General features: G+C 66.3%; 24 protein-coding genes. 20 read left to right on the forward strand and 4 right to left on the reverse strand.

The window, feature by feature from the left end; translation table 11 throughout:
* Positions 1–60 precede the first annotated feature (60 nt).
* Positions 61–1,869, forward strand: a complete 1,809-nt coding sequence (locus HNP02_RS16105) for an acyl-CoA dehydrogenase (protein ID WP_184440151.1) — start codon at positions 61–63, stop codon at positions 1,867–1,869.
* A 177-nt stretch (positions 1,870–2,046) separates the two neighbouring features.
* On the forward strand, positions 2,047–2,181 hold the full coding sequence (locus tag HNP02_RS42760) for a hypothetical protein (RefSeq protein WP_255506590.1): 135 nt from the start codon (positions 2,047–2,049) through the stop codon (positions 2,179–2,181).
* 37 nt (positions 2,182–2,218) lie between these two features.
* On the opposite strand, the gene HNP02_RS16110 is transcribed toward HNP02_RS42760, so the two are convergent.
* Together HNP02_RS16110 and HNP02_RS16115 are read right to left on the reverse strand one after the other, a co-directional pair.
* The gene (locus HNP02_RS16110; protein ID WP_184440152.1) at positions 2,219–3,304 is read right to left on the reverse strand and encodes a sulfite oxidase; all 1,086 of its coding nucleotides are present in this window, start codon (positions 3,302–3,304) and stop codon (positions 2,219–2,221) included.
* Positions 3,305–3,397: 93 nt separating this feature from the next.
* Positions 3,398–4,498 (reverse strand): alcohol dehydrogenase catalytic domain-containing protein, encoded by a 1,101-nt coding sequence (locus tag HNP02_RS16115; RefSeq protein ID WP_184440153.1) that lies wholly within the window; start codon positions 4,496–4,498, stop codon positions 3,398–3,400.
* A gap of 96 nt (positions 4,499–4,594) precedes the next feature.
* Between HNP02_RS16115 and HNP02_RS16120 the strand changes: the two genes are divergently transcribed.
* On the forward strand, positions 4,595–5,047 hold the full coding sequence (locus HNP02_RS16120) for a thioesterase family protein (RefSeq protein ID WP_184440155.1): 453 nt from the start codon (positions 4,595–4,597) through the stop codon (positions 5,045–5,047).
* A 4-nt stretch (positions 5,048–5,051) separates the two neighbouring features.
* Here HNP02_RS16120 and HNP02_RS16125 read toward each other — a convergent pair whose 3' ends face one another.
* Positions 5,052–5,981, reverse strand: a complete 930-nt coding sequence (locus HNP02_RS16125) for a D-2-hydroxyacid dehydrogenase family protein (RefSeq protein ID WP_184440764.1) — start codon at positions 5,979–5,981, stop codon at positions 5,052–5,054.
* A 65-nt stretch (positions 5,982–6,046) separates the two neighbouring features.
* On the opposite strand from HNP02_RS16125, the gene HNP02_RS16130 reads away from it, so the two are divergent.
* Positions 6,047–6,496, forward strand: a complete 450-nt coding sequence (locus HNP02_RS16130) for an SRPBCC family protein (protein ID WP_184440157.1) — start codon at positions 6,047–6,049, stop codon at positions 6,494–6,496.
* Positions 6,497–6,500: 4 nt separating this feature from the next.
* On the opposite strand, the gene HNP02_RS16135 is transcribed toward HNP02_RS16130, so the two are convergent.
* Complete coding sequence (locus HNP02_RS16135) at positions 6,501–7,205, reverse strand: GntR family transcriptional regulator (protein WP_184440159.1); 705 nt, start codon at positions 7,203–7,205, stop codon at positions 6,501–6,503.
* 146 nt (positions 7,206–7,351) lie between these two features.
* On the opposite strand from HNP02_RS16135, the gene fadD5 reads away from it, so the two are divergent.
* The 16 genes from fadD5 (at position 7,352) to HNP02_RS16215 (ending at position 24,567) form a co-directional block, all read left to right on the forward strand.
* Positions 7,352–9,004: a fatty-acid--CoA ligase FadD5 gene (fadD5, locus tag HNP02_RS16140; RefSeq protein WP_184440161.1), complete on the forward strand. Its 1,653-nt coding sequence runs from the start codon at positions 7,352–7,354 to the stop codon at positions 9,002–9,004.
* 284 nt (positions 9,005–9,288) lie between these two features.
* The gene (locus tag HNP02_RS16145; protein ID WP_375373683.1) at positions 9,289–10,005 is read left to right on the forward strand and encodes an MlaE family ABC transporter permease; all 717 of its coding nucleotides are present in this window, start codon (positions 9,289–9,291) and stop codon (positions 10,003–10,005) included.
* A gap of 1 nt (position 10,006) precedes the next feature.
* On the forward strand, positions 10,007–10,876 hold the full coding sequence (locus HNP02_RS16150; protein ID WP_184440165.1) for an ABC transporter permease: 870 nt from the start codon (positions 10,007–10,009) through the stop codon (positions 10,874–10,876).
* A gap of 3 nt (positions 10,877–10,879) precedes the next feature.
* The gene (locus HNP02_RS16155) at positions 10,880–12,109 is read left to right on the forward strand and encodes an MCE family protein (protein WP_184440167.1); all 1,230 of its coding nucleotides are present in this window, start codon (positions 10,880–10,882) and stop codon (positions 12,107–12,109) included.
* A complete protein-coding gene (locus tag HNP02_RS16160) occupies positions 12,106–13,137 on the forward strand; it encodes a virulence factor Mce family protein (RefSeq protein ID WP_184440170.1) in 1,032 nt (343 codons plus the stop codon). The genes HNP02_RS16155 and HNP02_RS16160 overlap by 4 nt, the downstream gene beginning before the upstream one ends.
* Positions 13,134–14,738 (forward strand): virulence factor Mce family protein, encoded by a 1,605-nt coding sequence (locus tag HNP02_RS16165; protein WP_184440172.1) that lies wholly within the window; start codon positions 13,134–13,136, stop codon positions 14,736–14,738. The genes HNP02_RS16160 and HNP02_RS16165 overlap by 4 nt, the downstream gene beginning before the upstream one ends.
* Before the next feature lie 9 nt (positions 14,739–14,747).
* Positions 14,748–16,361, forward strand: coding sequence for a virulence factor Mce family protein (locus tag HNP02_RS16170; RefSeq protein WP_184440174.1), 1,614 nt, complete (start codon positions 14,748–14,750; stop codon positions 16,359–16,361).
* The gene (locus HNP02_RS16175; protein WP_184440176.1) at positions 16,361–17,512 is read left to right on the forward strand and encodes a virulence factor Mce family protein; all 1,152 of its coding nucleotides are present in this window, start codon (positions 16,361–16,363) and stop codon (positions 17,510–17,512) included. Before HNP02_RS16170 ends, HNP02_RS16175 begins: the two co-directional genes overlap by 1 nt.
* Positions 17,513–17,515: 3 nt before the next feature.
* Complete coding sequence (locus HNP02_RS16180; RefSeq protein WP_184440178.1) at positions 17,516–19,063, forward strand: virulence factor Mce family protein; 1,548 nt, start codon at positions 17,516–17,518, stop codon at positions 19,061–19,063.
* Positions 19,033–19,755 carry a hypothetical protein gene (locus HNP02_RS16185; protein ID WP_184440181.1) on the forward strand — a complete coding sequence of 241 codons (723 nt, stop codon included), beginning with the start codon at positions 19,033–19,035 and terminating at the stop codon, positions 19,753–19,755. Before HNP02_RS16180 ends, HNP02_RS16185 begins: the two co-directional genes overlap by 31 nt.
* On the forward strand, positions 19,752–20,723 hold the full coding sequence (locus HNP02_RS16190; protein WP_184440183.1) for an RDD family protein: 972 nt from the start codon (positions 19,752–19,754) through the stop codon (positions 20,721–20,723). The genes HNP02_RS16185 and HNP02_RS16190 overlap by 4 nt, the downstream gene beginning before the upstream one ends.
* Complete coding sequence (locus HNP02_RS16195; protein ID WP_184440185.1) at positions 20,720–21,274, forward strand: mammalian cell entry protein; 555 nt, start codon at positions 20,720–20,722, stop codon at positions 21,272–21,274. Before HNP02_RS16190 ends, HNP02_RS16195 begins: the two co-directional genes overlap by 4 nt.
* On the forward strand, positions 21,241–22,248 hold the full coding sequence (locus HNP02_RS16200) for a mammalian cell entry protein (RefSeq protein ID WP_184440187.1): 1,008 nt from the start codon (positions 21,241–21,243) through the stop codon (positions 22,246–22,248). Before HNP02_RS16195 ends, HNP02_RS16200 begins: the two co-directional genes overlap by 34 nt.
* A gap of 7 nt (positions 22,249–22,255) precedes the next feature.
* Positions 22,256–22,948, forward strand: coding sequence for a YoaK family protein (locus tag HNP02_RS16205; protein ID WP_184440189.1), 693 nt, complete (start codon positions 22,256–22,258; stop codon positions 22,946–22,948).
* Positions 22,949–22,956: 8 nt separating this feature from the next.
* On the forward strand, positions 22,957–23,787 hold the full coding sequence (locus HNP02_RS16210) for an SDR family NAD(P)-dependent oxidoreductase (protein ID WP_184440191.1): 831 nt from the start codon (positions 22,957–22,959) through the stop codon (positions 23,785–23,787).
* 9 nt (positions 23,788–23,796) lie between these two features.
* The gene (locus HNP02_RS16215; RefSeq protein WP_184440193.1) at positions 23,797–24,567 is read left to right on the forward strand and encodes a fructosamine kinase family protein; all 771 of its coding nucleotides are present in this window, start codon (positions 23,797–23,799) and stop codon (positions 24,565–24,567) included.
* Positions 24,568–24,590 lie beyond the last annotated feature (23 nt).

Here is a 24,590-nt window from a genome sequence, read left to right on the forward strand (position 1 = left end):
CCAGATCGCCGACTCTGTGAATTTCGCGATCTGCCAGCAGTCTCGGCGATGATGGGACCCATGAAGTCCAACCTGTTGTCGCGACGCGATCTCGACTTCCTGCTGTACGAGTGGCTGCACGTCGACGAGCTGACCAAGCGGCAGCGGTTCGCCGACCACTCCCGCGAGACGTTCGACGGCGTGCTCGATCTGTGCGAGCAGTTGGCGACCCGGTACTTCGCCCCGCACAACAAGAAGAGCGACGCCAACGAACCCACGTTCGACGGCACTCGCGTCATCGTCATCGACGAGGTCAAGGAGGCGCTGGACGCGTTCGCCAAGGCCGATCTCCTCGGGATGAGCGCCGACGAGCGCCTCGGCGGCGCCCAGTTGCCGATGTGCGTGGCGCAGGCGGCCTTCGCGTGGCTGTCCGCAGCCAACGTCAGCACGTCGGGCTACCTGATGCTGACCATCGCCAACGCCAATCTGCTCGGCAAGTTCGGGACCGACGAGCAGATCGAGACCTTCGTCAAGCCGATGCTCGCAGGCCGGTTCACCGGCACGATGGCGCTATCGGAGACGCAGGCCGGCTCGTCGCTGGCCGACGTCCTCACCCGCGCCGAACCCCGCGAGGACGGCACCTACCGCCTGTTCGGGTCGAAGATGTGGATCTCGGGCGCCGAGCACGAGATGTCGGAGAACATCGTCAACCTGGTGCTCGCCAAGATTCCCGGCGGTCCGGCTGGGACCAAGGGCATCTCGCTGTTCATCGTGCCGAAGTTCCTGGTCAACCCGGACGGTTCGATCGGCGAGCGCAACGACGTGGCACTGGCCGGGCTGAATCACAAGATGGGCCAGCGGGGCGTGACCAACACCGTGCTCAACTTCGGCGACGGGACGTTCAACCCCGGCGGCGAAACCGGCGCCGTCGGCTACCTGGTCGGCGAACCACACCGCGGCCTGACCTACATGTTCCACATGATGAACGAGGCCCGCCTCGGTGTCGGAATGGGTGCGGTGTCCCTCGGTTACACCGGCTACCTGAAGTCACTGCAGTACGCGCGGGAGCGCCCGCAGGGCAGGCCCCTGACCGCCAAGGATCCGTCGGCACCTCAGATCGCGATCGTCGAGCATCCCGACGTCAAGCGGATGCTGTTGGCGCAGAAGAGCTATGTGGAGGGCGGGCTGGCGCTGGCGTTGTACTGCGCACGGCTGATCGACCTGCAACACGGCCCGGAGTCCGCCGAGGAGTCCGCGCAGGCGACGCACCTTCTGGACATCCTCACCCCGGTGGCCAAGAGCTGGCCGTCGCAGTGGTGTCTTGCCGCCAACGACCTGGCGATCCAGGTGCACGGCGGCTACGGGTACACCCGCGAGTACGACGTCGAACAGCACTATCGCGACAACCGGCTCAACCCGATCCACGAGGGCACCCACGGTATCCAGAGCCTGGACCTGTTGGGCCGCAAGGTGACTCAACAGGGTGGCGCCAGTCTGGCCGAGCTCGGCAAAGCGGTCTCCGCATCCGTGGCCGAGGCCACCGCGGTCGGTGGCGAGGCCGCCGAGCTGGCCACGCGGTTGCGGGCGTCGTGGGAACGGCTCGTCGCCGTCACGGCGGGGATGTTCGGCTCTGGCGACGTCGAGGCCGCGCTGGCCAACAGCGCGGTCTACCTCGAGGCGTTCGGGCACATCGTGGTCGCCTGGATCTGGCTGGAGCAGTTCGTCGCCGCCGAGAGGGCAAGCGGCGACTTCTCCAGCGCTTTCTATAATGGCAAGCGGCAGGCGGCGCGGTTCTTCTTCAGGTACGAACTGCCAAGGACCGCACCACAACTGGACCTGCTTGAGAGTCTGGACCGCACCACGTTGGAGATGGTCGACGACTGGTTCTAGACCAAACGGCATGATTGTGGCTCCGTGCTCCATCCGCACCACTAACCTGCCCTGGGGTCATACCTTCAAGTCGCCTACACATTCACGGCCGAGAGCTTTCCGACCCGTAGGCGCGCTAGCGGATTCGCGCTGTCCGACGGCATCGGCCACATCGGTGGCGCAGTCGGCGCGCTGCTCTTGCCCGTCGTCGTACGCGAATGGTCATTCTTCGAGGGATTCGCAACGATCGCCGTCACGGGTCTGCTCGCAGGCCTCGTCGCCCTGCCCGGACCGCGGGCGACGGGCCGGCGACTCGAGGAAATCTCGCAGTGAACGATCGGGTCGTGGACGCGCGGGCAGGCTGGCGCCGTCATCCCGCAGAGACGTTGATGTGGGCCCAGGCGTTGTTGCCGTATCCTCGCGGATTCCACAGCTGTGCAGGCGATTCCGGTTGCGTGACGCCGGTGTCATCCCAGGCCCGCGCGGTCAGACCCATTGGTCCCGGTTGAACCTCCACGGTCAGGGACCAGAACCACCATGCCCACCGGCTGCTCGCCGGTTCGACGTCGGCTTGACGCCATGTGCTGCCCCCGTCGAGGGACACGTCGACGCGGCCGATGCCGCGGCCGTCACCGGCGAGCGCCCACCCGCGGATCGTCACCGGGCCGGCAGGAATCTCAGCGCCATCGTCGGGGACCAGGATGTCGCAGTTGAGCGGCAACGACGACAATGAAATGCCCTCGCCCGGCGCCACGGTGTCGGGGTCGGCCTCGGGCGGCAGAATGCGATAGTCGCTGGCTTGGAAGTAGTTCTCCGAAGGAACCGATTGCACCCTGATGGCGTTCACCCACTTGACGCTGCGAGCCCCGACATAGCCCGGCACCACCACCCGCACCGGGCCACCGTGGACCCGCGGCAAAGGTTCGGAATTCATCTCCCAGGCCAGCAGCACTTCCTCGGACATGGCCTTGCCCAACGGAATCGAGCTGCCATACGACTGGACGGGGACGGCTTCTGGCGCCACGTCGGGTGCGCCGAACGCAACGTGCAAACCGTCGCCGTGGTGGACTCCTGCCGCGTCGAGGACGTCCGCCAGCCTCGCGCCGCGCCATTCGGCCGTCGAGATGGCACCGTGCGCCCAAGGGTCCTTGCCGGGTATCGGGCGGACCGCTAGAAGCTCCGCTCGCCGGTTACCGGCGCAGGCCAGAGTCGCCGCCACCGAGTGGGCGCTGAAGCCGTTGATCAGTTGCTCGTAGGTCAGGGTGCGCGGTGTGTCGACCATGCCGTCAACTTGCAGGCGCCACTGCTCGGGCGCGATGTCGGGAAAGGGACCGTGATTGCGGCTGTAAAAGGTATCTATCGCGGTGATCTCACTACCCGCCAACGCTGTTGACGGCGGTTCGGCGTTGAACGGCGAACCGTCCCGCACGATCATGTCCGGACGCTTACCCCACATCTGTTCCCGCCTTCGGTCAGCCCCATCGACGGTACACGGCACCTTGCGCGTCATTCATCGAATCGGTGTCGTCGCGACGGCCTCAACGACTCACTAGGACATCTCGATGATCTGCCGGACGGCGTGCCCGTCGGCGAGGCGGTCCATGCCCTCGTTGATCTGGTCCAGCTCGATCGTGGACGACACCAACGACTCCACCGGCAGGCGGCCGGAGCGCCACAGCTCCACGAACCGAGGGATGTCCCTTGCCGGCACAGCTGAGCCGAGGTAGCTGCCGATCAACGACCGCCCCTCTGCGACGAAACCCAACGGCGACAGACTGATTCGGGCGTCGGGATGCGGCAGACCGACGGTGACGGTTCGTCCCCCTGGCGCAGTGAGGCCGATCGCCGTCTCCAACGCCGACGGATGTCCCGCTGCCTCGATCACGACCGCTGCCTTGAGGTCGCCCAAGTGATCCGGCGGATACGCCTCGTGTGCCCCGAGGGCCAGCGCGCGGTCCAGCTTGTGGCGTACCTGGTCGACCGCGACGACGTGGACGTCGTCGTGCGCCAGCGCCGTCAGCATTGCCGCCATGCCGACTCCGCCCATGCCTACGACGGCGACCGTCTGCCCGGGTTGGGGGCGCCCTGCGTTGAGCACGGCGCCGCCTCCCGTGAGTACCGCGCACCCGAGCAGCGACGCGACCACCGGAGGCACGTCGGCGTCGACCGATACGACCGAGCGGCGGTCGACGACGGCGTGGGTGGCGAACGCCGACACACCGAGGTGATGCAGCACCTCGGTACCGTCACGCGTCAGCCGGGTCCCGCCGGACAGCAGCGTGCCCGCGCCGTTGGCGGCGCTGCCCGCCAGGCACGGCGCCAGACCGTCGGTGGCGCAGGCGGTGCAGTCGCCGCACCGCGGCAGGAACGTCATCACGACGCGCTGCCCTACGGCCACGTCGTTCACCGCAGCGCCTGCCGCTTCGACGATTCCCGCGGCCTCGTGGCCGAGCAGCATCGGCACCGGCCGGACCCGGCTGCCGTCGACCACCGACAGATCCGAGTGACACAACCCCGCCGCCTCGATGCGGACGAGCAGCTCGGTGTCCCCCGGCGGCTCGAGGTCGAGGTCGGCGATGGTCAACGGCCGCGATCGGGCGTAGTCGCGGGGTGCGCCGATCCGTTCGAGGACGGCTCCGCGGATCTTCATGACCACCAGACTGCCAGTGCCCGTCGTGATGGCGATGAGCGCTCGCGCGAAGAGGGGGTGCCTCCGCCCGAAGTGCAGGGGGACAGACTAAAACGCATGACGGGTGCCGAAAAAGATCTGACCTGGAGTGACTTCCCGGTGCACTGGCCGGTGCACACGCGCTGGACGGACAACGACATGTTCGGCCACCTCAACAACGCCGTGTACTACGCGCTGTTCGACACCGCGATCAACGCCTGGATCAACACCAGCACCGACATCGAGCCGATCACCGCGCCGTGGCTGGGCGTGGTCGCCGAGTCCGGGTGCCGCTACTTCGCCGAGCTGAAGTTCCCCGACCCGCTCGTCGTCGGACTCGCGGTGACGCGGCTCGGGACGAGCAGCGTCACCTACCGCCTTGCGGTCTTCGCGCCGGGGACCACCGACGCGCCCATGGCCGTCGCGGCGGTCGGCAACTGGGTGCACGTCTACGTGGACAGGTCGACCCGCAGACCGGTCCCCATACCCGAAGCCATCCGCGCGCTGCTGGAACCGGCTGTGGTCGAATAGGGCGTTAGGAGCGCTCCAGCCATTCGGCGATGGCAGCGGCGGCGTCACGGTGGAACAGCCGGTAAGGGCGGTCGGCGACGTATCCGATGTGCGGTGTCGCCAGCACGTTTTCGAGGGTGCGCAGCGGATGGCCGGCGGGCAGCGGTTCGACGTCGAACACGTCGAGCGCGGCACCGGCGATGGACCGGGATCGAAGCGCGTCGATCAGCGCCGCCTCGTCGACGATCGGCCCGCGCGACGTGTTGACCAGCAGGGCAGTCTCCTTCATCGCCGAGAGTTCGGCGGCCCCGACCAGACCGCGGGAACGCTCGCTGAGCTTCAGATGAATGGAGATGACGTCAGCGGTGGCGAAGAACTCATCACGCGGCAGGTAGCGGGCGCCGGACTCCTCGGCGGCGTCGGCGGTCAGGTTCGCACTCCACGCCACCACGTCCATACCGAACGCCACACCGATCTTGGCGATCCGACTTCCGATCCGGCCGAGGCCCAAGACGCCGAGGACGCGACGATCCAGTTCACGCCCTACGGTCGTCTGCCATCCGCCGTCGGCCACGGCCTGCCGTTCTGTGACGAGATGGCGCGACGCGCCGAGGATCAGCGCCCAGGTCAACTCGACGGTCGACGCGACCGTGCCCGTGGTGTGCGTGACGTGGATGCCGGCGTCAGCAGCCGCATCCATGTCGATCGACGCGTTGAACGCGCCGGTCGACGCGATCATCCTCAGCCGAGGCAGTCGCTCGATGACGTTGCGTGGCAACGGGGTTCGCTCCCGCATCACCATGAGCGCGTCGAACGGGGCTAGGCGCTCGACCAGTTCGTCCGGATCGGAGACGTGGTCGGTGAACACGGTGATCTCGGCAAGGGCCGCCACGGGTGACCAGTCCGCCGACGTCAGCGCGACGTTCTGGTAGTCGTCGAGGATCGCCACCCGCATGGGTGTGTTCTTGGGATGGTTCACTGGGCTCCGTTCGCGTGGATGGCGGTCGATATGCTCGTCTGATGCCGATCGTGAGCAAGACCCTGGAGGTTTCTGCCTCTGCCGATTCGATCATTGCGATCGTCGCGGACTTCGAGTCCTATCCGCAATGGAACGAAGAGGTGAAGGGCGTCTGGGTGCTGGCCCGCTACGACGACGGCCGGCCAAGCCAGTTGCGCCTCGACGCAGCCGTGTCGGGCTTCGACATCAGCTACATCCAGGCCGTCTACTACCCGGGCGAGAACCAGATTCAGACCGTCATGCAGAAGGGCGACCTGTTCTCCAAGCAGGAGCAGCTGTTCTCCGTGGTCGCCATGGGGCCGACCGCGCTACTGACGGTCGACCTCGACGTCGAGACGACGATGCCGGTGCCCCAGCCAATGGTGAAGAAGATGGTCAATGACGCGCTCGAGCACCTGGCGGGCAACCTGAAATCACGGGCCGAAGCGTTAGCTTCCGGCGCTGCCTCTTAGCGGGTTACGACCACAACCCCAGTTCGTCGAGGCGCGCGGTGAGTCTCCGTGCGCCGTCGGCGAATTGGCGGTTGGTCAGCCGAACGACCTCGTCGGCGTCTCGGCGCCGCAGGGCCGCGATCAGTTCGTGGCGACTGGCCACCGTGACCTGGCCCCACTGCGGGTCGTCGGCGAAGATGCGCGGCGGCAGGTAGCGGGCCGCGTGGTGCAGGAACCAGGCGAGCTTGATCCGCCCCGAGGATCGGTTGAACGCCCGGTGGAAGGCGACCTCGGCGTGGACTACGTCGTCGACGTGCCGATGTGCGATGGCGTCGGCCACCGCTTCGGCGCGACGCTCGAGTTCGTCGATCTCGTCGTCGGTGATCCGCTCGGCAACCGTCCTGGCGAGCTGGCCGGCGATCGCGGCCTGCAGCCAGAAGATGTCTTCGATGTCACCGCGCGTCAACGGTGAAACCATGTGGCCCCGATGCGGTTCGAGCCGCACCATGCCCTCGCCGCGCAACGTGCGCAGGGCTTCGCGCACCGGCGTGATGCTGACGCCGAGTTCGGCGGCGGTCTCGTCGAGCCGGATGAACGTGCCCGGCCGCAGCGTGCCGGACATGATGCCAACCCGCAGGTGCGCGGCCACCTCGTCGGCGAGTTGCTCGCGATGAACCCGCTTGGTGGGTGCGTTCACGGCTGCGTCCCGTCCCCCGTCCGTCCTGGCCATGTCCTGTGATTGACCTGGCTTTGTTCCTATGCGTGGCGTGGGGTTGTCCCCGGGCGGCCGAGGCCATATTGTGACCGGGGCAACACCATGTTTGATCAAATATCAACGTCGCGCAACCTGCGCCGTGACCAGGGGAGCATCAGCCGTTGACCGCTTCGCCGTCACCCGTCGAGCAGCCGTACCTGGCCCGCAGACAGAACTGGACCAACCAGCTCGCGCGCCACGCGTTGATGCAGCCCGATGCCACGGCACTGCGGTTCCTCGGCCACACCACGACATGGGGTGAGCTGGACCGCCGCGTCACCGCCCTGGCGAGTGCGATGAGTCGGCGCGGCGTCGCCTTCGGCGATCGGGTGTTGATCCTGATGTTGAACCGGACGGAGTTCGTCGAGACCATCCTGGCCACCAACCTGCTCGGCGCCATCGCGGTGCCCGTCAACTTCCGCATGACGCCGCCCGAGATCGCCTTCCTGGTCGGCGACTGCGAAGCCAGGGTCGTGGTGACCGAACCGGTGCTGGCCGGCGTGGCGACGGCGGTCCGCGCCATCGACCCGATTCTGACCACCGTGATCGTCGTAGGCGGCGCGAGCGAAGACGGAGTCCTCGGTTACGACGAGTTGCTCGCCGAGGCGGGTAGGGCCCCAGGGACCCTGGAGATTCCAGACATTCCCAACGACTCGCCCGCACTGATCATGTACACCTCGGGGACCACCGGCAGGCCCAAGGGCGCCGTGCTGACCCACAACAACATCGCCGGGCAGGCGATGACCAGTCTCTTCACGGTCAGCCCCGACATCAATGGCGACGTCGGGTTCGTCGGCGTCCCGCTGTTCCACATCGCGGGCATCGGCAACATCATCAGCGGTCTTCTGCTCGGCCTGCCGACCGTGGTGTATCCGGTCGGCGCCTTCGATCCAGGGGCGTTGCTCGACGTGCTCGAGGCCGAGGGCGTGTCGTCGATCTTCCTGGTGCCTGCCCAGTGGCAGGCGGTGTGCGCCGCGCAGAGGGCCAATCCCCGGCAGCTCCGGTTGCGGGTGCTGTCCTGGGGGGCGGCGCCTGCGTCCGACACGCTGCTGCGCGAGATGGCCGAAACGTTCCCCGGTGCGCAGATCTTCGCCGCATTCGGTCAGACCGAGATGTCACCGGTGACGTGCATGCTGCTCAGTGGGGATGCGATCCGCAAGCTCGGGTCGGTCGGCAAGGTCATCCCAACGGTCGCAGCCAGGGTCGTCGACGAGGACATGAACGACGTACCCGTCGGCCAGATCGGCGAGATCGTCTACCGCGCACCGACATTGATGGCGGGCTACTGGAACAACCCAACGGCTACCGCCGAGGCGTTCGCCGGCGGCTGGTTCCACTCCGGTGACCTCGTCCGCCAGGACGAAGAGGGTTACGTCTGGGTGGTCGACCGCAAGAAGGACATGATCATCTCCGGCGGCGAGAACATCTACTGCGCCGAGGTGGAGAACGTGCTGGCAGGGCACCCCGCGATCGCCGAAGTGGCGGTGATCGGCAGGCCGGACGACCGATGGGGCGAGGTGCCGGTGGCGATCGTCGCCCTGGGCGCGGTCGGGCAGACCAAACTGACGCTGGCCGACCTCGACGGATTCCTCACCGAACGGCTGGCGCGCTACAAGCATCCGAAGGCGCTGGAAGTCGTCGAAGCACTGCCAAGAAACCCTGCAGGCAAGGTGCTGAAGACGGAACTGAGAACGCGCTTCCGCGTGGCGAGTTCCGTTGACGCTGGCGAAAGTTCTTCTGCGTCAACAGTTTCTGTCGGAACGTCAGAAGGCTGACCAGCGCTGATGGGTTTGCTAACGGTTGCGGTCACAATCCTGCCGATGCGGTGCCCCGCTCCGATCGGATCGGGTACAGTCCTGTGGTCCGCCTTACTACCGACGAGTAGGGAGACCGCGATCACACACATGGGGCAGCAGCGAGGAGAGGGCGTGCGACAGGATTTGCTGGCGCGCCACGACCCGTGGGCGCGGTCCTCGTGACAGCGCAGACGCCAGGAATCGTCGACTACGTCCGCGACCAGATCCGACCTGGTCTGACGGCCGTCGGTGGTTTCGTCAAGATGTGCGTCTTGACGGGTAAGGCGTTGTTCCGTCGGCCTTTCCAGTGGCGGGAGTTCATCCTTCAGGGTTGGTTCCTTATGCGGGTGGCGTTCCTGCCGACCCTCGCGGTGTCGATCCCGCTGACGGTGTTGATCATCTTCACGCTGAACATCCTGCTCAAGGAGTTCGGCGCCGCCGACATCTCCGGTGCCGGTGCGGCGTTGGGTGCGGTGACCCAGCTGGGCCCGTTGGTGACGGTGCTCGTGGTGGCAGGCGCGGGGTCGACCGCGATCTGCGCCGACATCGGCGCCAGGACCATCCGCGAGGAGATCGACGCACTCGAGGTGCTTGGCATCGATCCGATCCACCGACTGGTGGTCCCACGAGTGATCGCCTCGACGTTCGTGGCGTTGCTGCTCAACGGTGCGGTCATCACCATCGGTTTGGTTGGCGGCTTCATCTTCGGGGTGTACGTGCAGAACATCTCGGCAGGCGCCTACGTGTCGACGCTGACGCTGATCACCGGTCTACCCGAGGTGCTCATCTCGATCGTCAAGGCCATGACGTTCGGTCTGATCGCCGGCCTGGTCGGCTGCTACCGCGGGCTGACCGTGTCCGGTGGCGCCAAGGGCGTTGGCACCGCGGTCAACGAAACGCTGGTGTTGTGCGTGATCGCGCTGTTCGCGGTCAACGTGATCCTGACAACCATTGGCGTGCGGTTCGGAACGGGGCACTGACATGTCTACTTCGACCGTTCTGCGCTCCCGGTTCCCCCGCACCGTCGCCCGTGGCGAGAAGTTCGTCGGCTCGCCGGTGCGGTTCCTCGACAGCGTCGGGCACATCGCTTGGTTCGTCGTCACCGCGGTCGGGTCGATCGGGCACGCCTTCCGCTACTACCGCAAGGAAATGCTGCGCCTGATCGCCGAGATCGGGATGGGCACCGGCGCCATGGCCGTCATCGGCGGCACGGTCGCCATCGTTGGCTTCGTCACCCTCTCGGGTGGCTCGCTGATCGCCATCCAGGGTTTCGCGTCGCTCGGCAACATCGGTGTCGAGGCGTTCACCGGGTTCTTCGCCGCGCTCGTCAACGTGCGCATCGCGGCCCCGGTGCAGGCGGGTATCGCGTTGGCGTCAACGGTCGGGGCTGGTGCGACCGCGGAGCTGGGCGCGATGCGGATCAGCGAGGAGATCGACGCCCTCGAGGTGATGGGCATCAAGTCGATCTCGTATCTGGTGTCGACCCGGATCCTTGCCGGTTTCGTCGTCATCATCCCGCTGTACGCGATGGCGATCCTGATGTCGTTCGTGGCCGCGCAGGTGACCACCACGCTGTTCTACGGCCAGTCCAGCGGCACCTACGAGCACTACTTCAATACGTTCCTGCGCCCCGATGACGTGGCCTGGTCGTTCGTGCAGGCGATCATCATCTCGGTGATCGTCATGCTCAACCACTGCTACTACGGCTTCTACGCCAGTGGCGGTCCGGTCGGCGTCGGCGAGGCCGTCGGCCGGTCGATGCGCGCCTCCCTGATCGCGATCGTGCTGGTCGTCCTGTTCGCTTCGTTGGCGCTTTACGGCACCGACGCCAACTTCAACCTCACGGTGTAATCGATGACCGCCCCGGGCCAGGTGCAATTGCCGGTCAACACACCGAAGACACCGCCGTACAAACTGGCGGGTCTGGTCCTGCTGGTGATCACCGCCGTCATCGTCGCTCTCGTATGGGGCGAATTCCGAGGCACCTTCGCCAAGCCCGAGAAGCTGACGATGCTCTCGGCGCGGTCGGGTCTTTCGATGGATCCCGGGTCGAAGGTCACCTACAACGGCGTCGAGATCGGCCATGTGGCCACGGTCGAGGCGGTGGACGTCGGTGGTGTGCCCAAGGCCAGGGTGATGCTCGACGTCGACAAGAAGTTCGTCCACCTGATCCCACAGAACGTGGACGCCGAGATCAAGGCGACCACGGTGTTCGGCAACAAGTACGTCGCGTTCAGCTCGCCGAAGGACCCGTCGGCCGCACGCATCAAATCGGCCGACGTGATCGACGTGTCGACGGTGACGACGGAGTTCAACACGCTGTTCGAGACCGTGGTGTCGGTGGCGGAGAAGGTCGACCCGGTGAAGCTCAACCAGACGCTCACCGCGACCGCGCAGGCGCTCGACGGATTGGGTAACCGGTTCGGTCAGTCGATCGAGAACGGCAACGCGATCCTTGCCGACGTCAACCCACTCATGCCGCGGATCCGTGAGGACAACCAGCGGCTGGCCGATCTCGCCGAGGTGTACTCCAACGCCGCGCCCGACCTCTTCGACTCACTCGAGCACGCCGTCACCACGGCCCGCACGCTCAACGATCAACGGGGCAATCTCGACCAGGCGTTGATGTCCTCGGTCGGGTTCGGCAACACCGGTGGAGAGGTGTTCGAGCGCAGCGGTCCGTACCTGGTCCGCGGCGCAGCCGATCTCGTCACGACCAGCGCTCTGCTCGACGAGTACAGCCCGTCTCTGTTCTGCACCATCCGCAACCTCCACGACGCCGAACCCAAGATCGCCTCGTCGCTCGGCGGCAACGGTTACTCGCTGCGCACCCACTCCGAGATCCTCGGTGCGCCCAACCCGTACGTGTATCCCGACAACCTGCCGCGGGTCAACGCCCACGGCGGCCCCGAGGGGCAGCCTGGTTGCTGGCAGCCCGTGACCCGTGACCTCTGGCCGGGCCCGTACCTCGTGATGGACACCGGCGCCAGCGTCGCTCCTTACAACCACCTCGGACTCGGTCAACCGCTCGCCATCGAATACGTGTGGGGACGCCAAATCGGGGAGAACACGATCAACCCATGAGGATTACTGGTACAGCGATCAAGCTCGGCGCCTTCGCCCTGGTGCTGCTCATGTTCACCGCGGTCATCATCGTGGTGTTCGGGCAGCTGCGGTTCGACCGCACCACCGGGTACACGGCGATATTCAAGAACGCCAGTGGCCTTCGGTCCGGACAGTTCGTCCGCGCCTCCGGCGTGGAGGTCGGCAAGGTTTCGAACGTCGAGCTGATCGACGGCGGGACCAAGGCCAAGGTCGACTTCGCCGTCGACCGGTCGCTGCCGCTGTTCCAGGGCACCACCGCATCGGTCCGGTACCTGAACCTGATCGGTGACCGCTACCTCGAACTCAAGCGTGGCGACGACGAGAAGCGGCTGCCCGCAGGCGGCACCATCCCGATCGAGCGCACCCAGCCCGCGCTCGACTTGGACGCGCTGATCGGCGGGTTCCGGCCGCTGTTCCGGGCGCTCGATCCGGACAAGGTGAACAACATCGCCCAGTCGATCATCACGATCTTCCAGGGCCAGGGCGGCACCATCAACGACATCCTCGACCAGACCAGTGAGCTGACGTCGACGCTGGCCGACCGCGACCAGGCCATCGGCGAGGTGGTCCGCAACCTCAACACGGTGCTGGACACGACCGTCAAGCACCAGCAGCAGTTCGACGAGACCGTGCAGAACTTCGAGAAGCTGATTACCAGCTTGAAGAACCGCGCCGATCCGATCGCGACGTCGGTCGCCGACATCAGCGACGCTGCGGGCTCGGTCGCCGACCTGCTCGGCGACAACCGTCCGCTGCTGCAGAAGACCGTCACCCAACTCGAGGTCATCCAGCAGCCCCTCATCGACCAGAAGGATCAACTGAACGACATCATTAGTAGGCTGCCGACCGCGTTGAAGATCTTGGGGCGTGCAGGTGGCATCTACGGTGACTTCTTCAACTTCTATGTCTGCGACCTCACGCTGCGATTGAACGGACTGCAGCCCGGCGGACCCGTCCGCACGGTCAAGGTGTGGTCGCAGCCCTCTGGAAGGTGCACGCCGCAATGAGGACGCTGGAAGGATCGAACCGGGTCCACAACGGCATGATGGGAATCCTCATCCTGCTGCTCGTCGTGGGCGTCGGGCAGAGCTTTGCCAGCGTGCCGATGATCTTCGCGACGCCCAAGTACTACGCGCAGTTCACCGACACCGGTGGGCTCATCCCTGGCGACAAGGTCCAGATCGCGGGCGTGGACGTCGGCCTAGTGAAGTCCATGGACATCGACGGCGACAAGGTGGTCATCGGGTACTCGCTGAACGGCCAGAAGATCGGCAGCGAGAGCCGGGCCAACATCCGCACCGACACGATCCTTGGCCGCAAGAACCTCGAGATCGAACCGCGCGGCTCGAAGCCGTTGGACGCCAACGGAACTCTGCCACTCGGCCAGACCACCACGCCGTACCAGATCTACGACGCCTTCTTCGACCTCACCAAGGCGGCTTCGGGCTGGGACACCGACACGGTGAAGCAGTCGCTGAACGTGTTGTCGGAGACCATCGATCAGACCTCACCGCATCTGAGCGCTGCCCTCGATGGCGTCAAGCGCTTCTCCGACACCATCGGCAAGCGCGACGAGGACATCAAGACGCTGCTGGCCAACGCGAACAAGATCGCCGGCGTGCTCGGCAACCGCAGCGAGCAGATCAACCAGCTACTGGTCAACGCCAAGACGTTGTTGGGGGCGGTCAACGAGCGTTACTACGCGGTCAGCCAGCTGCTCGAACGCATTGGGAAGTTCTCGGCACAGCTCAAGGGCTTCATCGACGACAACCCGAACCTCAACAAGGTGCTCACCCAGCTGAACACGATCAGCGATGTCCTTGAGGCGCGCAAGTACGACCTGGTCGACGTGCTGTCGACCGCGAGCAAGTTCGCCGCGGCCCTCGGCGAGGCCATTGCGTCCGGTCCCTACTTCAAGGTCATGCTGGTAAACCTGTTGCCGTACTGGATCATTCAGCCGTGGGTCGATGCCGCATTCAAGAAGCGTGGCATCGATCCCGAGGAGTTCTGGCGCAACTCCGGCCTGCCTGCGTTCCGATTCCCCGATCCGAACGGCCAACGACAGGCCAACGGCGCCCCGCCTGCTGCGCCGACTCCGCTAGAGGGCACCCCGGAACATCCGGGTCCTGCCGTCCTCGCGGGCACGCCATGCTCCTACACCCCGCCCGCGGACGGTCTGCCGACGTCGGCCGACCCGCTGCCGTGCTCGCACCTGGACACGGGACCGTTCGGCAACAACCCGTACGGCGCCAACTACGGGGGGCAGGGGCCCGACGTTGTTGGGCTGCCGCCGAACCCGGCTGCGGCCGTGCCCACTCCCGGCGTCCCGAGCGCCGCGTTCCCCGGCGAGTTCCCGTCCTTCGTGCCAGGCATTCCGCCGCCGCCGTTCGCGCCTGGTCCGCCAGGAGCCAGGACGGTTCCGGCCACCCCGGGTCCGTCTGATCCCTACATCGCGCCCGGATCCCTGCAGGGTGACGGCACGTCGCCGCTGCCGCCGGCACTCGACGGACCGCCGCCGCCTCCCGGACCAGGCCCCAACGCGGGCCCGGCCGGCGCGCCGCCGCTACCAGGCAACCCGCCGTTCCTCCCCCCCGGATCACAGGGATAGGGGCACGAGATGTCGACCATCTTCAACATCCGCAACCTGCGGCTGCCTGCGCTGAGCCGCGCTTCGGTGATCATCGGAACGATCGTGGTGATCCTTGGCCTCATCGTCGCGACCGTCGGGTGGCAGTTCTACAAGAAGCTGACGACCAACACCGTCGTCGCCTACTTCCCCCAGACCCTGGCGCTCTACGCAGGTGACAAGGTCCAGATCATGGGCGTGCAAGTCGGCAAGATCGACTCGATCGAGCCGGCCGGCGACAAGATGAAGGTGACGTTCACCTACGCCTCCAAATACAAGGTGCCCGCCAACGTGACCGCGTCGGTGCTCAACCCGAGTCTGGTGGCCTCGCGCACCATCCAACTGGCGCCGCCCTACACCGGTGGACCGGAGCTGGAAGGCGGCGCCGTCATCCCGATCGACCGCACCCAGGTGCCGGTCGAGTACGACGAGCTGCGTGACTCGATCAACCGGATCCTCACCGATCTGGGCCCGACGAAGGAACAGCCCAAGGGCCCGTTCGGTGACGTGATCGAATCCTTCGCCGACGGTCTGAACGGCAAGGGCCAGCAGATCAACCAGACGCTCAACAGCCTGTCCGAGGCGCTCACCACCCTGAACCAGGGTCGCGGCGACTTCTTCGGCGTCGTGAAGAGCCTGGCGCTGTTCGTCAACGCGCTCTACAAGAGCGATCAGCAGTTCGTGGAGCTCAACGACGATCTCGCGAAGTTCACCAACGCGTTCACCAACACCGACCGGGAAGTGGCCACGGCCCTGCGGGACCTCAACCAGCTGCTGACCACCACGCGAGGCTTCCTCAACGAGAACGCCTCTGTGCTGACCGGCGACGTGAACAAGCTCGCCGACGTGACGAACGCGATCCTGCAGCCCGAGCCGCGCAACGGCCTCGAGACGACCTTGCACGTGTTCCCCAACCTGGCCGCCAACGCCGTGAACATCTCATCGCCCGTCGCGGGTGGCGTCGTCGGCTTGCCGGTGATCAACGACTTCGCCAACCCGATGCAGTTCCTGTGCAGCGCGATCCAGGCGGGCAGCCGCCTTGGCTACCAGGACTCCGCCGAACTGTGCGCGCAGTACCTCGGGCCGATCCTGGACGCGATCAAGTTCAACACCCTGCCGTTCGGCCTGAACATGCTCACCACCGCGATGACGCTGCCCAAGCAAATCGCGTACTCCGAGCCGCGGTTGCAGCCGCCTCCCGGCTACAAGGACACCACCGTGCCAGGGATCTGGTCGCGGGACACCTTGTTCTCGCACGGCAACCACGAGCCCGGCTGGGTCGTCGCGCCAGGCATGCAGGGAGTCGACGTGCAGCCGTTCACCCAGAACATGCTGACCCCGGAGTCGCTGTCCGAGCTGATGGGCGGACCCGACATCGTGGTGCCCCCCGCTCCGCCGACGTTCGGGGGGCCGCACCAGGCAGGTCCGCCGGACGCCTACACCGAGAACAGTCCGCTGCCACCGCCGTGGTACCCGCAGCCAGGACCGCCTCCCGGTCCCGCACCGGGGGTGGTCGCCGGTGATCCGTTGGGCGCCATCGCACCTCCGGACGCCGGGCCCGCACCCGCGGGGCCGCCGCTGCCCGCTGAGCAGGGGGCTGGGTAATGCTGAAGCGCTTGAAGTTGAGAACGGTCGCCCGGCGGGGTGGAGCACTGCTCGCCGCAGGGCTGATCCTGACCTCCTGCGGATGGAAGGGCATCGCGAACGTACCGATGCCGGGCGGTGTCGAAGGCGGCAAGAGCACCATGACGCTCTACGTTCAGATGCCGGATACGTTGGCGCTCAACGTCAACAGCCGGGTGCGGGTCGCCGACGTGTTCGTCGGCAGCGTCCGCGCCATCGAGCTGAAGAACTGGGTGGCCACGCTGACCCTTGACGTCCAGTCGGACCTCAAGCTGCCGTCCAACACCTTGGCGAAGATCGGCCAGACCTCACTGTTGGGTTCGCAGCACGTGGAACTCGACCCACCGAAGGACCCGTCTGCCCAGGTACTGAAGAACGGGGACACCATCCCCCTGCAGAACTCCTCGTCGTTCCCCACCACCGAGCGGGTGCTGGCGAGCATCGGCACCATCCTGACCGGTGGCGGCATCCCGAACCTCGAGACCATCCAGACCGAGATCAACAACATCTTGTCGGGTCGTGGGGATCAGATCCGCGAGTTCCTCGGCCGGTTGGACACCTTCACCCGTGAGTTGAACGCACAGCGCCAGGACATCGTCCGCGCCATCGATTCGACGAACCGGCTGCTGGCGATCGTCGCGCAGCGCAACGACACCCTGGATCGCGTACTGACCGAGTTCCCGCCGTTGATCAAGCACTTCGCCGACACCCGCGACCTGTTCGCCGACGCGGTCACCGCGCTGGGCCGGATCAGCAAGGCCGCCAACGACACGCTGTCGCAGGCGAATCCGGACATCCACACCAACTTGCAGAACCTGCAGAGGCCGCTCGTCCAACTGGGCAAGGCCGGGCCCTACGTGATCGGCGCGACGAAGTTGCTGTTCACGGCGCCGTTCAGCATCGAGAACGTGCCGAAGGTGGTCCGCGGCGACTACATCAACGTCTCGGGCAACATCGACCTGACGCTGTCGGCCATCGACAACGGGTTCCTCACGGGCACGGGTGTGTCGGGCATGCTGCGGGCACTCGAGCAGGCGTGGGGACGCGACCCGGCGACGATGATCCCGGATGTGCGGTTCACGCCGAACGCGCACAACGTGCCTGGTGGCCCGCTGGTCGAAAGAGGTGAGTGAGCCGTGCTGACCCGCTTCATCAAGATCCAACTGATCCTGTTCGTGATTCTGACGATGATCGCCCTGGTGGTGCTGGGCTGGTACTACCTCCGGCTACCGGCCCTTGCCGGTATCGGCCAGTACAAGCTGTATGCGAACCTGCCGAGGTCGGGCGGTTTGTACGCCACAGCCAACGTGACCTACCGCGGCACCGCCATCGGAAAGGTCAAATCCGTCGTGCCCACCGAAACGGGGGCACTCGCCGAGATGAGCATCGACAGCGACATCAGGATTCCGGCCGATGCGACGGCCAACGTGCACTCGGTGTCGGCGATCGGCGAGCAGTACCTGGACCTGGTGTCCACGGGCAACCCAGGCCAGTACCTCTCCGGGGGCGCCACCATCACCCAAAGCTCGGTGCCCAGTGAGGTCGGCCCCGCGCTGGACTCCGCGAACGCGGGCCTTGCAGTGTTGCCCAAGGACAAGATCGACTCCCTGCTGACCGAGACGTCGCAGGCAGTGGGCGGACTAGGTCCCGCGTTGCAGCGTCTCGTCGATTCGACGACCGCGATCGCCAGCGATTTCAAGGACAACCTCGGCCCGGTCAACGACATCGTCAACAACGCGACACCGATCCTGGACAGCCAGGTCAACTCGGGTGACGCCATCTCGCAGTGGGCGGCCAACCTGAACACCATCACGTCCCAGACGGCGGAGCAGGATCAGGCATTGCGGAGCGGGTTGCAGCAGGCTGCCCCCACGGCCGATCAGCTCAACGACGTGTTCGGCGGTGTGCGCGACTCACTGCCGCAGACGTTGGCGAACGTGGCGGTCGTCGCCGACATGCTCAAGCGGTACCACAAGGGACTCGAACAGACCTTGGTGATCCTGCCCCAGATCGGGACGATCGCCCAGACCGCCACCATCTTCGACGGTGAGGGTCTGCTGCACTTCGGCCTGTCGATCGGCCAGCCGCCACCATGTCTCACGGGGTTCCTGCCGGCATCGGAGTGGCGTTCACCGGCCGACACCAGCCTGGCGCCGCTGCCCGCGGCCACCTACTGCAAGATCCCGAAGGACTTCCAGGGCAACGTGGTTCGCGGTGCGCGCAACTATCCGTGTGCCGATGTACCAGGCAAGCGTGCGGCGTCGCCTGCTGAATGCCACAGCAACGAACCGTACGTTCCGCTGGGCACCAACCCGTGGTACGGGGACCCGAATCAGATCCTCACCTGCCCGGCCGCGGGCGCACGATGCGATCAGCCGGTGAAACCCGGCTACGTGATTCCGGCACCGTCGATCAACAACGGGATGAACCCACTGCCTGCCGACCAGTTGCCCGGAACGCCGCCACCGTCCAGCGACCCGCTCACCGCGCCAGGCCAGGGCAGCGTCGCATGCAGTGGCCAGCAGCCCAACCCGTGCATCTACACTCCGGCATCAGGTCCGGCGGCGATCTACAGCCCGTCCAGTGGTGAGGTCGTTGGACCCGACGGGACCAAGTATTCCGTGACCAATTCAAGCAAAACAGGAGACGACGGATGGAAGGAGATGCTGGCGCCAGCCAGCTGAACCCCACCGGAGTGCAGTCCGCGCAAGCGCGGCTCCAGCGAAGCGACCCGGGAGACGTGGTCGGAGGACAGGAAACCGAAGCACTGGATGACACCGACGCGCCGGATGATTCGGTCGCGACAGAACTAACGGAGCAAAGCGAGGACGCAGAGCCTGCGGATTCGGGTGAGCAGGATGCCGTGACACGGCGTCCCGAGCATCTGGGCCGGGGATGGTTCGCCGCGATCTGTGCGGTGTTGTTGCTCCTGACCGCCGGCGTCGGCGTTGGTGGATACCTCGCGCTGCGGTCCCATGATCAGAGCGAGGCGATCGCCCGCGATGACGCCGTCGCCTTGGAACGCGCAAAGGAATGCGTCGCGGCGACGCAGGCTCCCGACACCGCGGCGATGGCGGCCAGCCAGACGAAGATCCTCGAGTGCTCGACCGGCGACTTCGCCGTACAGGCCAACTTGTTCGCCGGAATGCTGGTCGACGCCTATCAGGTGGCCAGCGTGAATGTGAAGGTGTCCGACCTGCGGGCCGCCGTGGAACGGCACAACCCCGACGATTCGGTTGACGTGCTGGTGGCGGTTCGTGTCAAGGTGACCAACTCTCAGGCGGCCGATCAGGAGCAGGGCTACAGGTTGCGGGTGCAGATGGCCCCGGCCGACGGTACCTACAAGGTCGCCAAGCTGGACCAGGTCACATCGTGACCGCACTGCTCGAGGCGACGACGGAGTCACTGGCTACGGATCAGGAGACGATCCGCTACGCCTCATGGCCCGCGCGCGCAGGGGCACTGGCGGTGGACGTGCTGCCCGGCGTAGCCGTGATCGCGACGATGTGGCTGCTCGGTCTGACCACATCGCAGTGGAGCTGGCTGTGGTGGGTGTACGTGGTGGTCGTCGTGTTGACCTTCATCGCGACGGTGGTGAACAGATGGTTGCTACCGGTTCTGACCGGCTGGAGCCTTGGCCGCGCATTGTTCGGCATCCGCGTCGTGACCCGGTCCGGCGCTAAGGCAGGGATCGCTCGATTGCTGCTGCGCGATGTCGCTCACCTGCTGGACACGGCGAGCCTGTTCGTCGGATGGCTGTGGCCTCTGTGGGACGGCCGGAACCGGACCTTCGCGGACCTCCTGCTGCGCACCGAGGCAAGGACCGTCGAACCCGCGAAGGGCACCGTCCGCCGGACTGCAGGCATCGTGTTCCTGGTGGCCGCGTTGCTATGCGTAGCGGGCAGTGGGTTGGGCTATCAGACGGTGTACCGGCACGATCGCGCCGTCGAGAAGACGCGCACGGAGATCGCCGAGCAGGGTCCCCGGATGGTCGAGCAGATGCTGAGCTACGGCAGCGCAACGCTGAAGGACGACTTCGCCAGGGCACAGTCACTGGCCACCGACGGGTACCGGTCGCAGTTGATCAACCAGCAGGAGGCCGTCCAGAAGGCGGGGGTTACCGCCAACGAATACTGGGCCGTGAGCAGCGCGGTGCTGTCCGCGTCGCCGAATCAGGCCGCGATGTTGGTGGCGCTACAAGGACAGCGAGGGGCCGACGCGCAGAGCTTGAAGTTCATCACCGCGACCGTCCGGGTGGACTTCGAGCGATCCGGCGACGGCCATTGGCGCGTCGCGAACCTGACCGTCCTGAAGAAGCCCATCACGAACGAGCCTGCCAAATGAGCCCGCGCAGGCAGGTCGACACCGCCGACCACGAGTACTTCACGGCCCCGCCGCCGAAACCGCCACTGCGATGGGGCCTTCCGCTGGCGACCACGCTGGCCGTCCTCGTCGTCGCGGTGGCGCTCGCCGCGAGCATCTTCATGGCGGTGGGCCACGAGAGCTATCGCCGCACCCAGGTTCGAGACGCGTCCGCACTCGACTACGTGCGCGGCTTCATGACCAGCTACACGTCGCTGGACCCGTTCCACGCCAACGACTATGCGGACCGCATCCTTGCGCAGGGCACCGGCGACTTCGCGAAGTCGTTCAAGGAGAAGATGAACGAGATCATCGTGCAGGTGGCGCGGGCAGAACCCACCACCGGCACCGTTCTCGAGGCCGGCGTCCAGCGCTGGAATGACAACGGCGGTGCCGACGTGCTGGTGGCGACGAAGATCAGCACCACGGGTCCGGACGGAAAGTCCACCATCGAGAGCGGCAATCGCTGGGTGGTCACGACGATCGAGGAAGGACAGCAGTGGAAGATCAGCCAACTGATTCAGGTGATCTGACCACCGACGCCGCCGCCCCAGTGCCGCAGGGGAAGTCGGCGCGCACGCGTCACCGCCTGCCGAGGCAGAAGCTGCGGCAGGAGGGGCAGGATGGCACCACGGAGGAGAGCACGGAGGAGGCCACTGAGGTGGTCGCCGAGGCCGAAGCCGAGGTCGAAACAGAGGCCGCCGACACCGAGATCGCCGAACCAGAAACCGCCGTCGTCGAACCCGCCGCGCCGCGCCGCCGATTTCGGTGGCGCCGGTCGAAGACGGTCGAGCAGCCGATCGCGGCGGAGAGCGAAATAACCGAATCCTTCGTCGAAGTACCCGAATCCAGCACGGAGACAACGGAACCCGAGACCAAGGCTGCCGAGGACACCGAGTCCGCCGAGGACACCGAGGTATCAGGCGCGTCCGGCGAGGAGCCCGACGAGCAGGCGGAACCCGAGGAGCCACCCGTTCTGGTGCCACACCGGACCGCAGGCCTGGCGCTCAAGGTCACGGCGATCGTCGCAGGCATCCTGTTCGTCGGAGCGGCCGCGTTCGCAGGCTCGACGATGCAGCCCTACCTTGCCGATCGGGCGGCAGCGCAAACCAAGTTCGAGATCGCCGAGACGGCGGCGAAAGCCATCACGACGTTGTGGACCTATACCCCCGAGGACATGGACGGGCTGCCCGACCGCGCGGGCAAGTTCCTCTCGGGTGACTTCGCTTCCGAGTACCGCCGTTACATCGACGCCATCGTCGAGACAAACAAGCAGGCTCAGGTCACCAACAACACGCAGGTGCTCGGTGCGGCAGTGGAGTCGCTGGCACCGACGGAGGCGTCCGCGATCGTGTACACGAACTCGGTCGCCACCAGTCCGGTGACGAAGGGCATCCCGTCGCTGCGGTATCTGTCCTACCGGCTGACGATGGAGCTGCGGAATCGCGAGTGGCTGATCACCAAGATGACGGCGGTCACGTCGCTGGACCTGACGCCCAAGCTCTAGCGCCGCCATGGCAGTTGAATCGCCTGTGTCCCAACGGATGACGGTCGTCGCGCTGATGCTGCTGACGTTCGCCACCGGGCTCGTCGACGCCATCAGCGTGCTGGTGCTCGGCCACGTCTTCGTCGCAAATATGACGGGAAACGTGATCTTCCTTGGCTTCTGGTTCGTGGAGCACACCGTCGTCGACCTGACCGCCGCCGTCGTCGCATTCGTCAGCTTCGTCGCAGGCACGGTGCTCGGCGGACGACTTGCGCGCCACCTCGACACCGAGGTGCGCCGCTGGCTGACGGTCGCGCTCGGCATCGAGGTGCTGATCTTGACGACCCTGTCGATCCTGGCAGGCACCGGCGTGTTGGCCTATCAGGGCTACGACCGGCTCATCATCATCGCCGGACTCGCCGTCAGCTTCGGCAGCCAGAACGCGGCGGCCAGGCAGTTCGGCATCCAGGAACTCAGCACCACCGTCCTGACGCAGACCATCGTGGGCATCGGGTTCGACAGCCGACTCGCAGGCGGCACCGGACAGCGGGAGAAGCTCCGCTACGGGGTGGTCCTGACGATGCTCGGGGGCGCGGTCGTCGGTGCCACCATGACGCGGTTCACCGTGTCACCGGTGATCGGACTGGCCGCCGTCGTGGTCGCCGTCAGCGCCGCGATCTTCAGGTTCGGTCCCGCTCGGGTCCCCACGGACCACGGTTAGCCTGAGTCATGCCATCTGTACTCGTCACCGGCGCTGGCCGGGGCATAGGTCGGTCGATCGCCGAGCACCTCGCGGGTCGTGACTGGGATGTGATCGCCGGGGTGCGCAGCGAGACGGCCGCCGCTGCGGTGACCGCGGCCAATCCACGCCGGATCAAGGCCGTCATTCTCGACGTGACCAATGATGCGCACATCGCCGAACTCTCCGAATCGCTGCCAGCACGTCTCGACGGCATCGTGAACAACGCAGGCATCGCCGTCGGCGGGCCGATCGAGGCCGTTGGTACCGATGACTGGCGAAGGCAGTTGGAGGTCAACGTCATCGGGCAGCTGGCCGTGACGCGCGCGGTGCTGCCACGGCTGCGGGCGTCGCACGGCAGGATCGTGTTCATCTCGAGCGTCAACGGCAGGCTGTCGATGCCGATGGTCGGGCCGTACTGCGCATCGAAGTTCGCGCTGGAGGCCGCCGCCGACGCGCTGCGAATGGAGCTGCGGCCGTGGCACATTCCGGTGGTGATCGTCGAACCCGCGCAGACCGACACCGACATGTGGCGAACGGCCGACACCATGGTCGAAGAGGCCGAGGCCGCGCTGACGCCCGACCAGCGCGCCTTGTACGCAAGGCACATCGCTGGCATGAAGAAGATGGTCCCCATGGCGCAACGGATGGCGGTGGATCCCGCCAAGGTGTCTGCCGTGGTCGAGACGTCGCTCACCACGCGACGGCCACGCGCTCGCTACGTCGTCGGCGCCGGCCCCAAGGCCCAGGTGATCCTGATGGCCAACCTGCCCGCCGCCGTTCGCGACCTGGTGCTGCGCAAGGTCTCCGGACAGCCGTAGTCAGAATCCGTGCAGGTCTTCGTCAAGCGTGCGCCCGCGGCACCGCCAGGCTTCTTCGCGTGCGAAGTCGCGGGTCTGAGGTGGCTCGCGGCGGCGCAGGGCGGAGCGGCCTGCGCGCGGGTCATCGGTCACGACGAAACGAGTCTGACGCTGGAGCGGCTGAGCTCGGTGGCGCCCGACCGCGCAACAGCCCACCGATTCGGTGCAACGCTGGCCAACACCCACGATGCCGGTGCCACGGCGTTCGGTGCGCCGCCCGACGGCTGGACCGGACCCGGGTTCTTCGGTCCGCTGCACCAGCCGCTGCCGATGTCGCTGACCGGCCACCGGACGTGGGGCGCCTTCTACGCGACCGAACGTCTCGCGCCGATGGCCGAACTGGCCGCGCCACGGTTGGGTGCGGACGTTAGCGCTGACGTCGAGGCGGTGATCTCGAGGTGCAGCCGGGGGGATTTCGACGACGACGACCGGCCTGCACGACTGCACGGCGACCTGTGGAGTGGCAACGTCATGTGGACCGCCGACGGCGTGGTCCTGATCGATCCCGCCGCGCACGGTGGCCATCGCGAGACCGACCTAGCAATGTTGGCGCTGTTCGGTTGTCCCTTCCTCGACACCGTGATCGACGGCTACCAGGAGCGACGGCGGCTACGGCCTGGCTGGCGTCTACGAACCGGGCTGCACCAGCTGTACCCGTTGCTGGCGCACGTCGTGCTGTTCGGCGCAGGCTACGCCGCGCAGGCCGGTTCAGCCGCCAGCACCGCGCTCACTGCCTCCTAATTGACGGAAACGTCATGAGTTGG

This window comes from Mycobacterium sp. AZCC_0083 (assembly GCF_014202335.1).
GTDB lineage: Bacteria > Actinomycetota > Actinomycetes > Mycobacteriales > Mycobacteriaceae > Mycobacterium.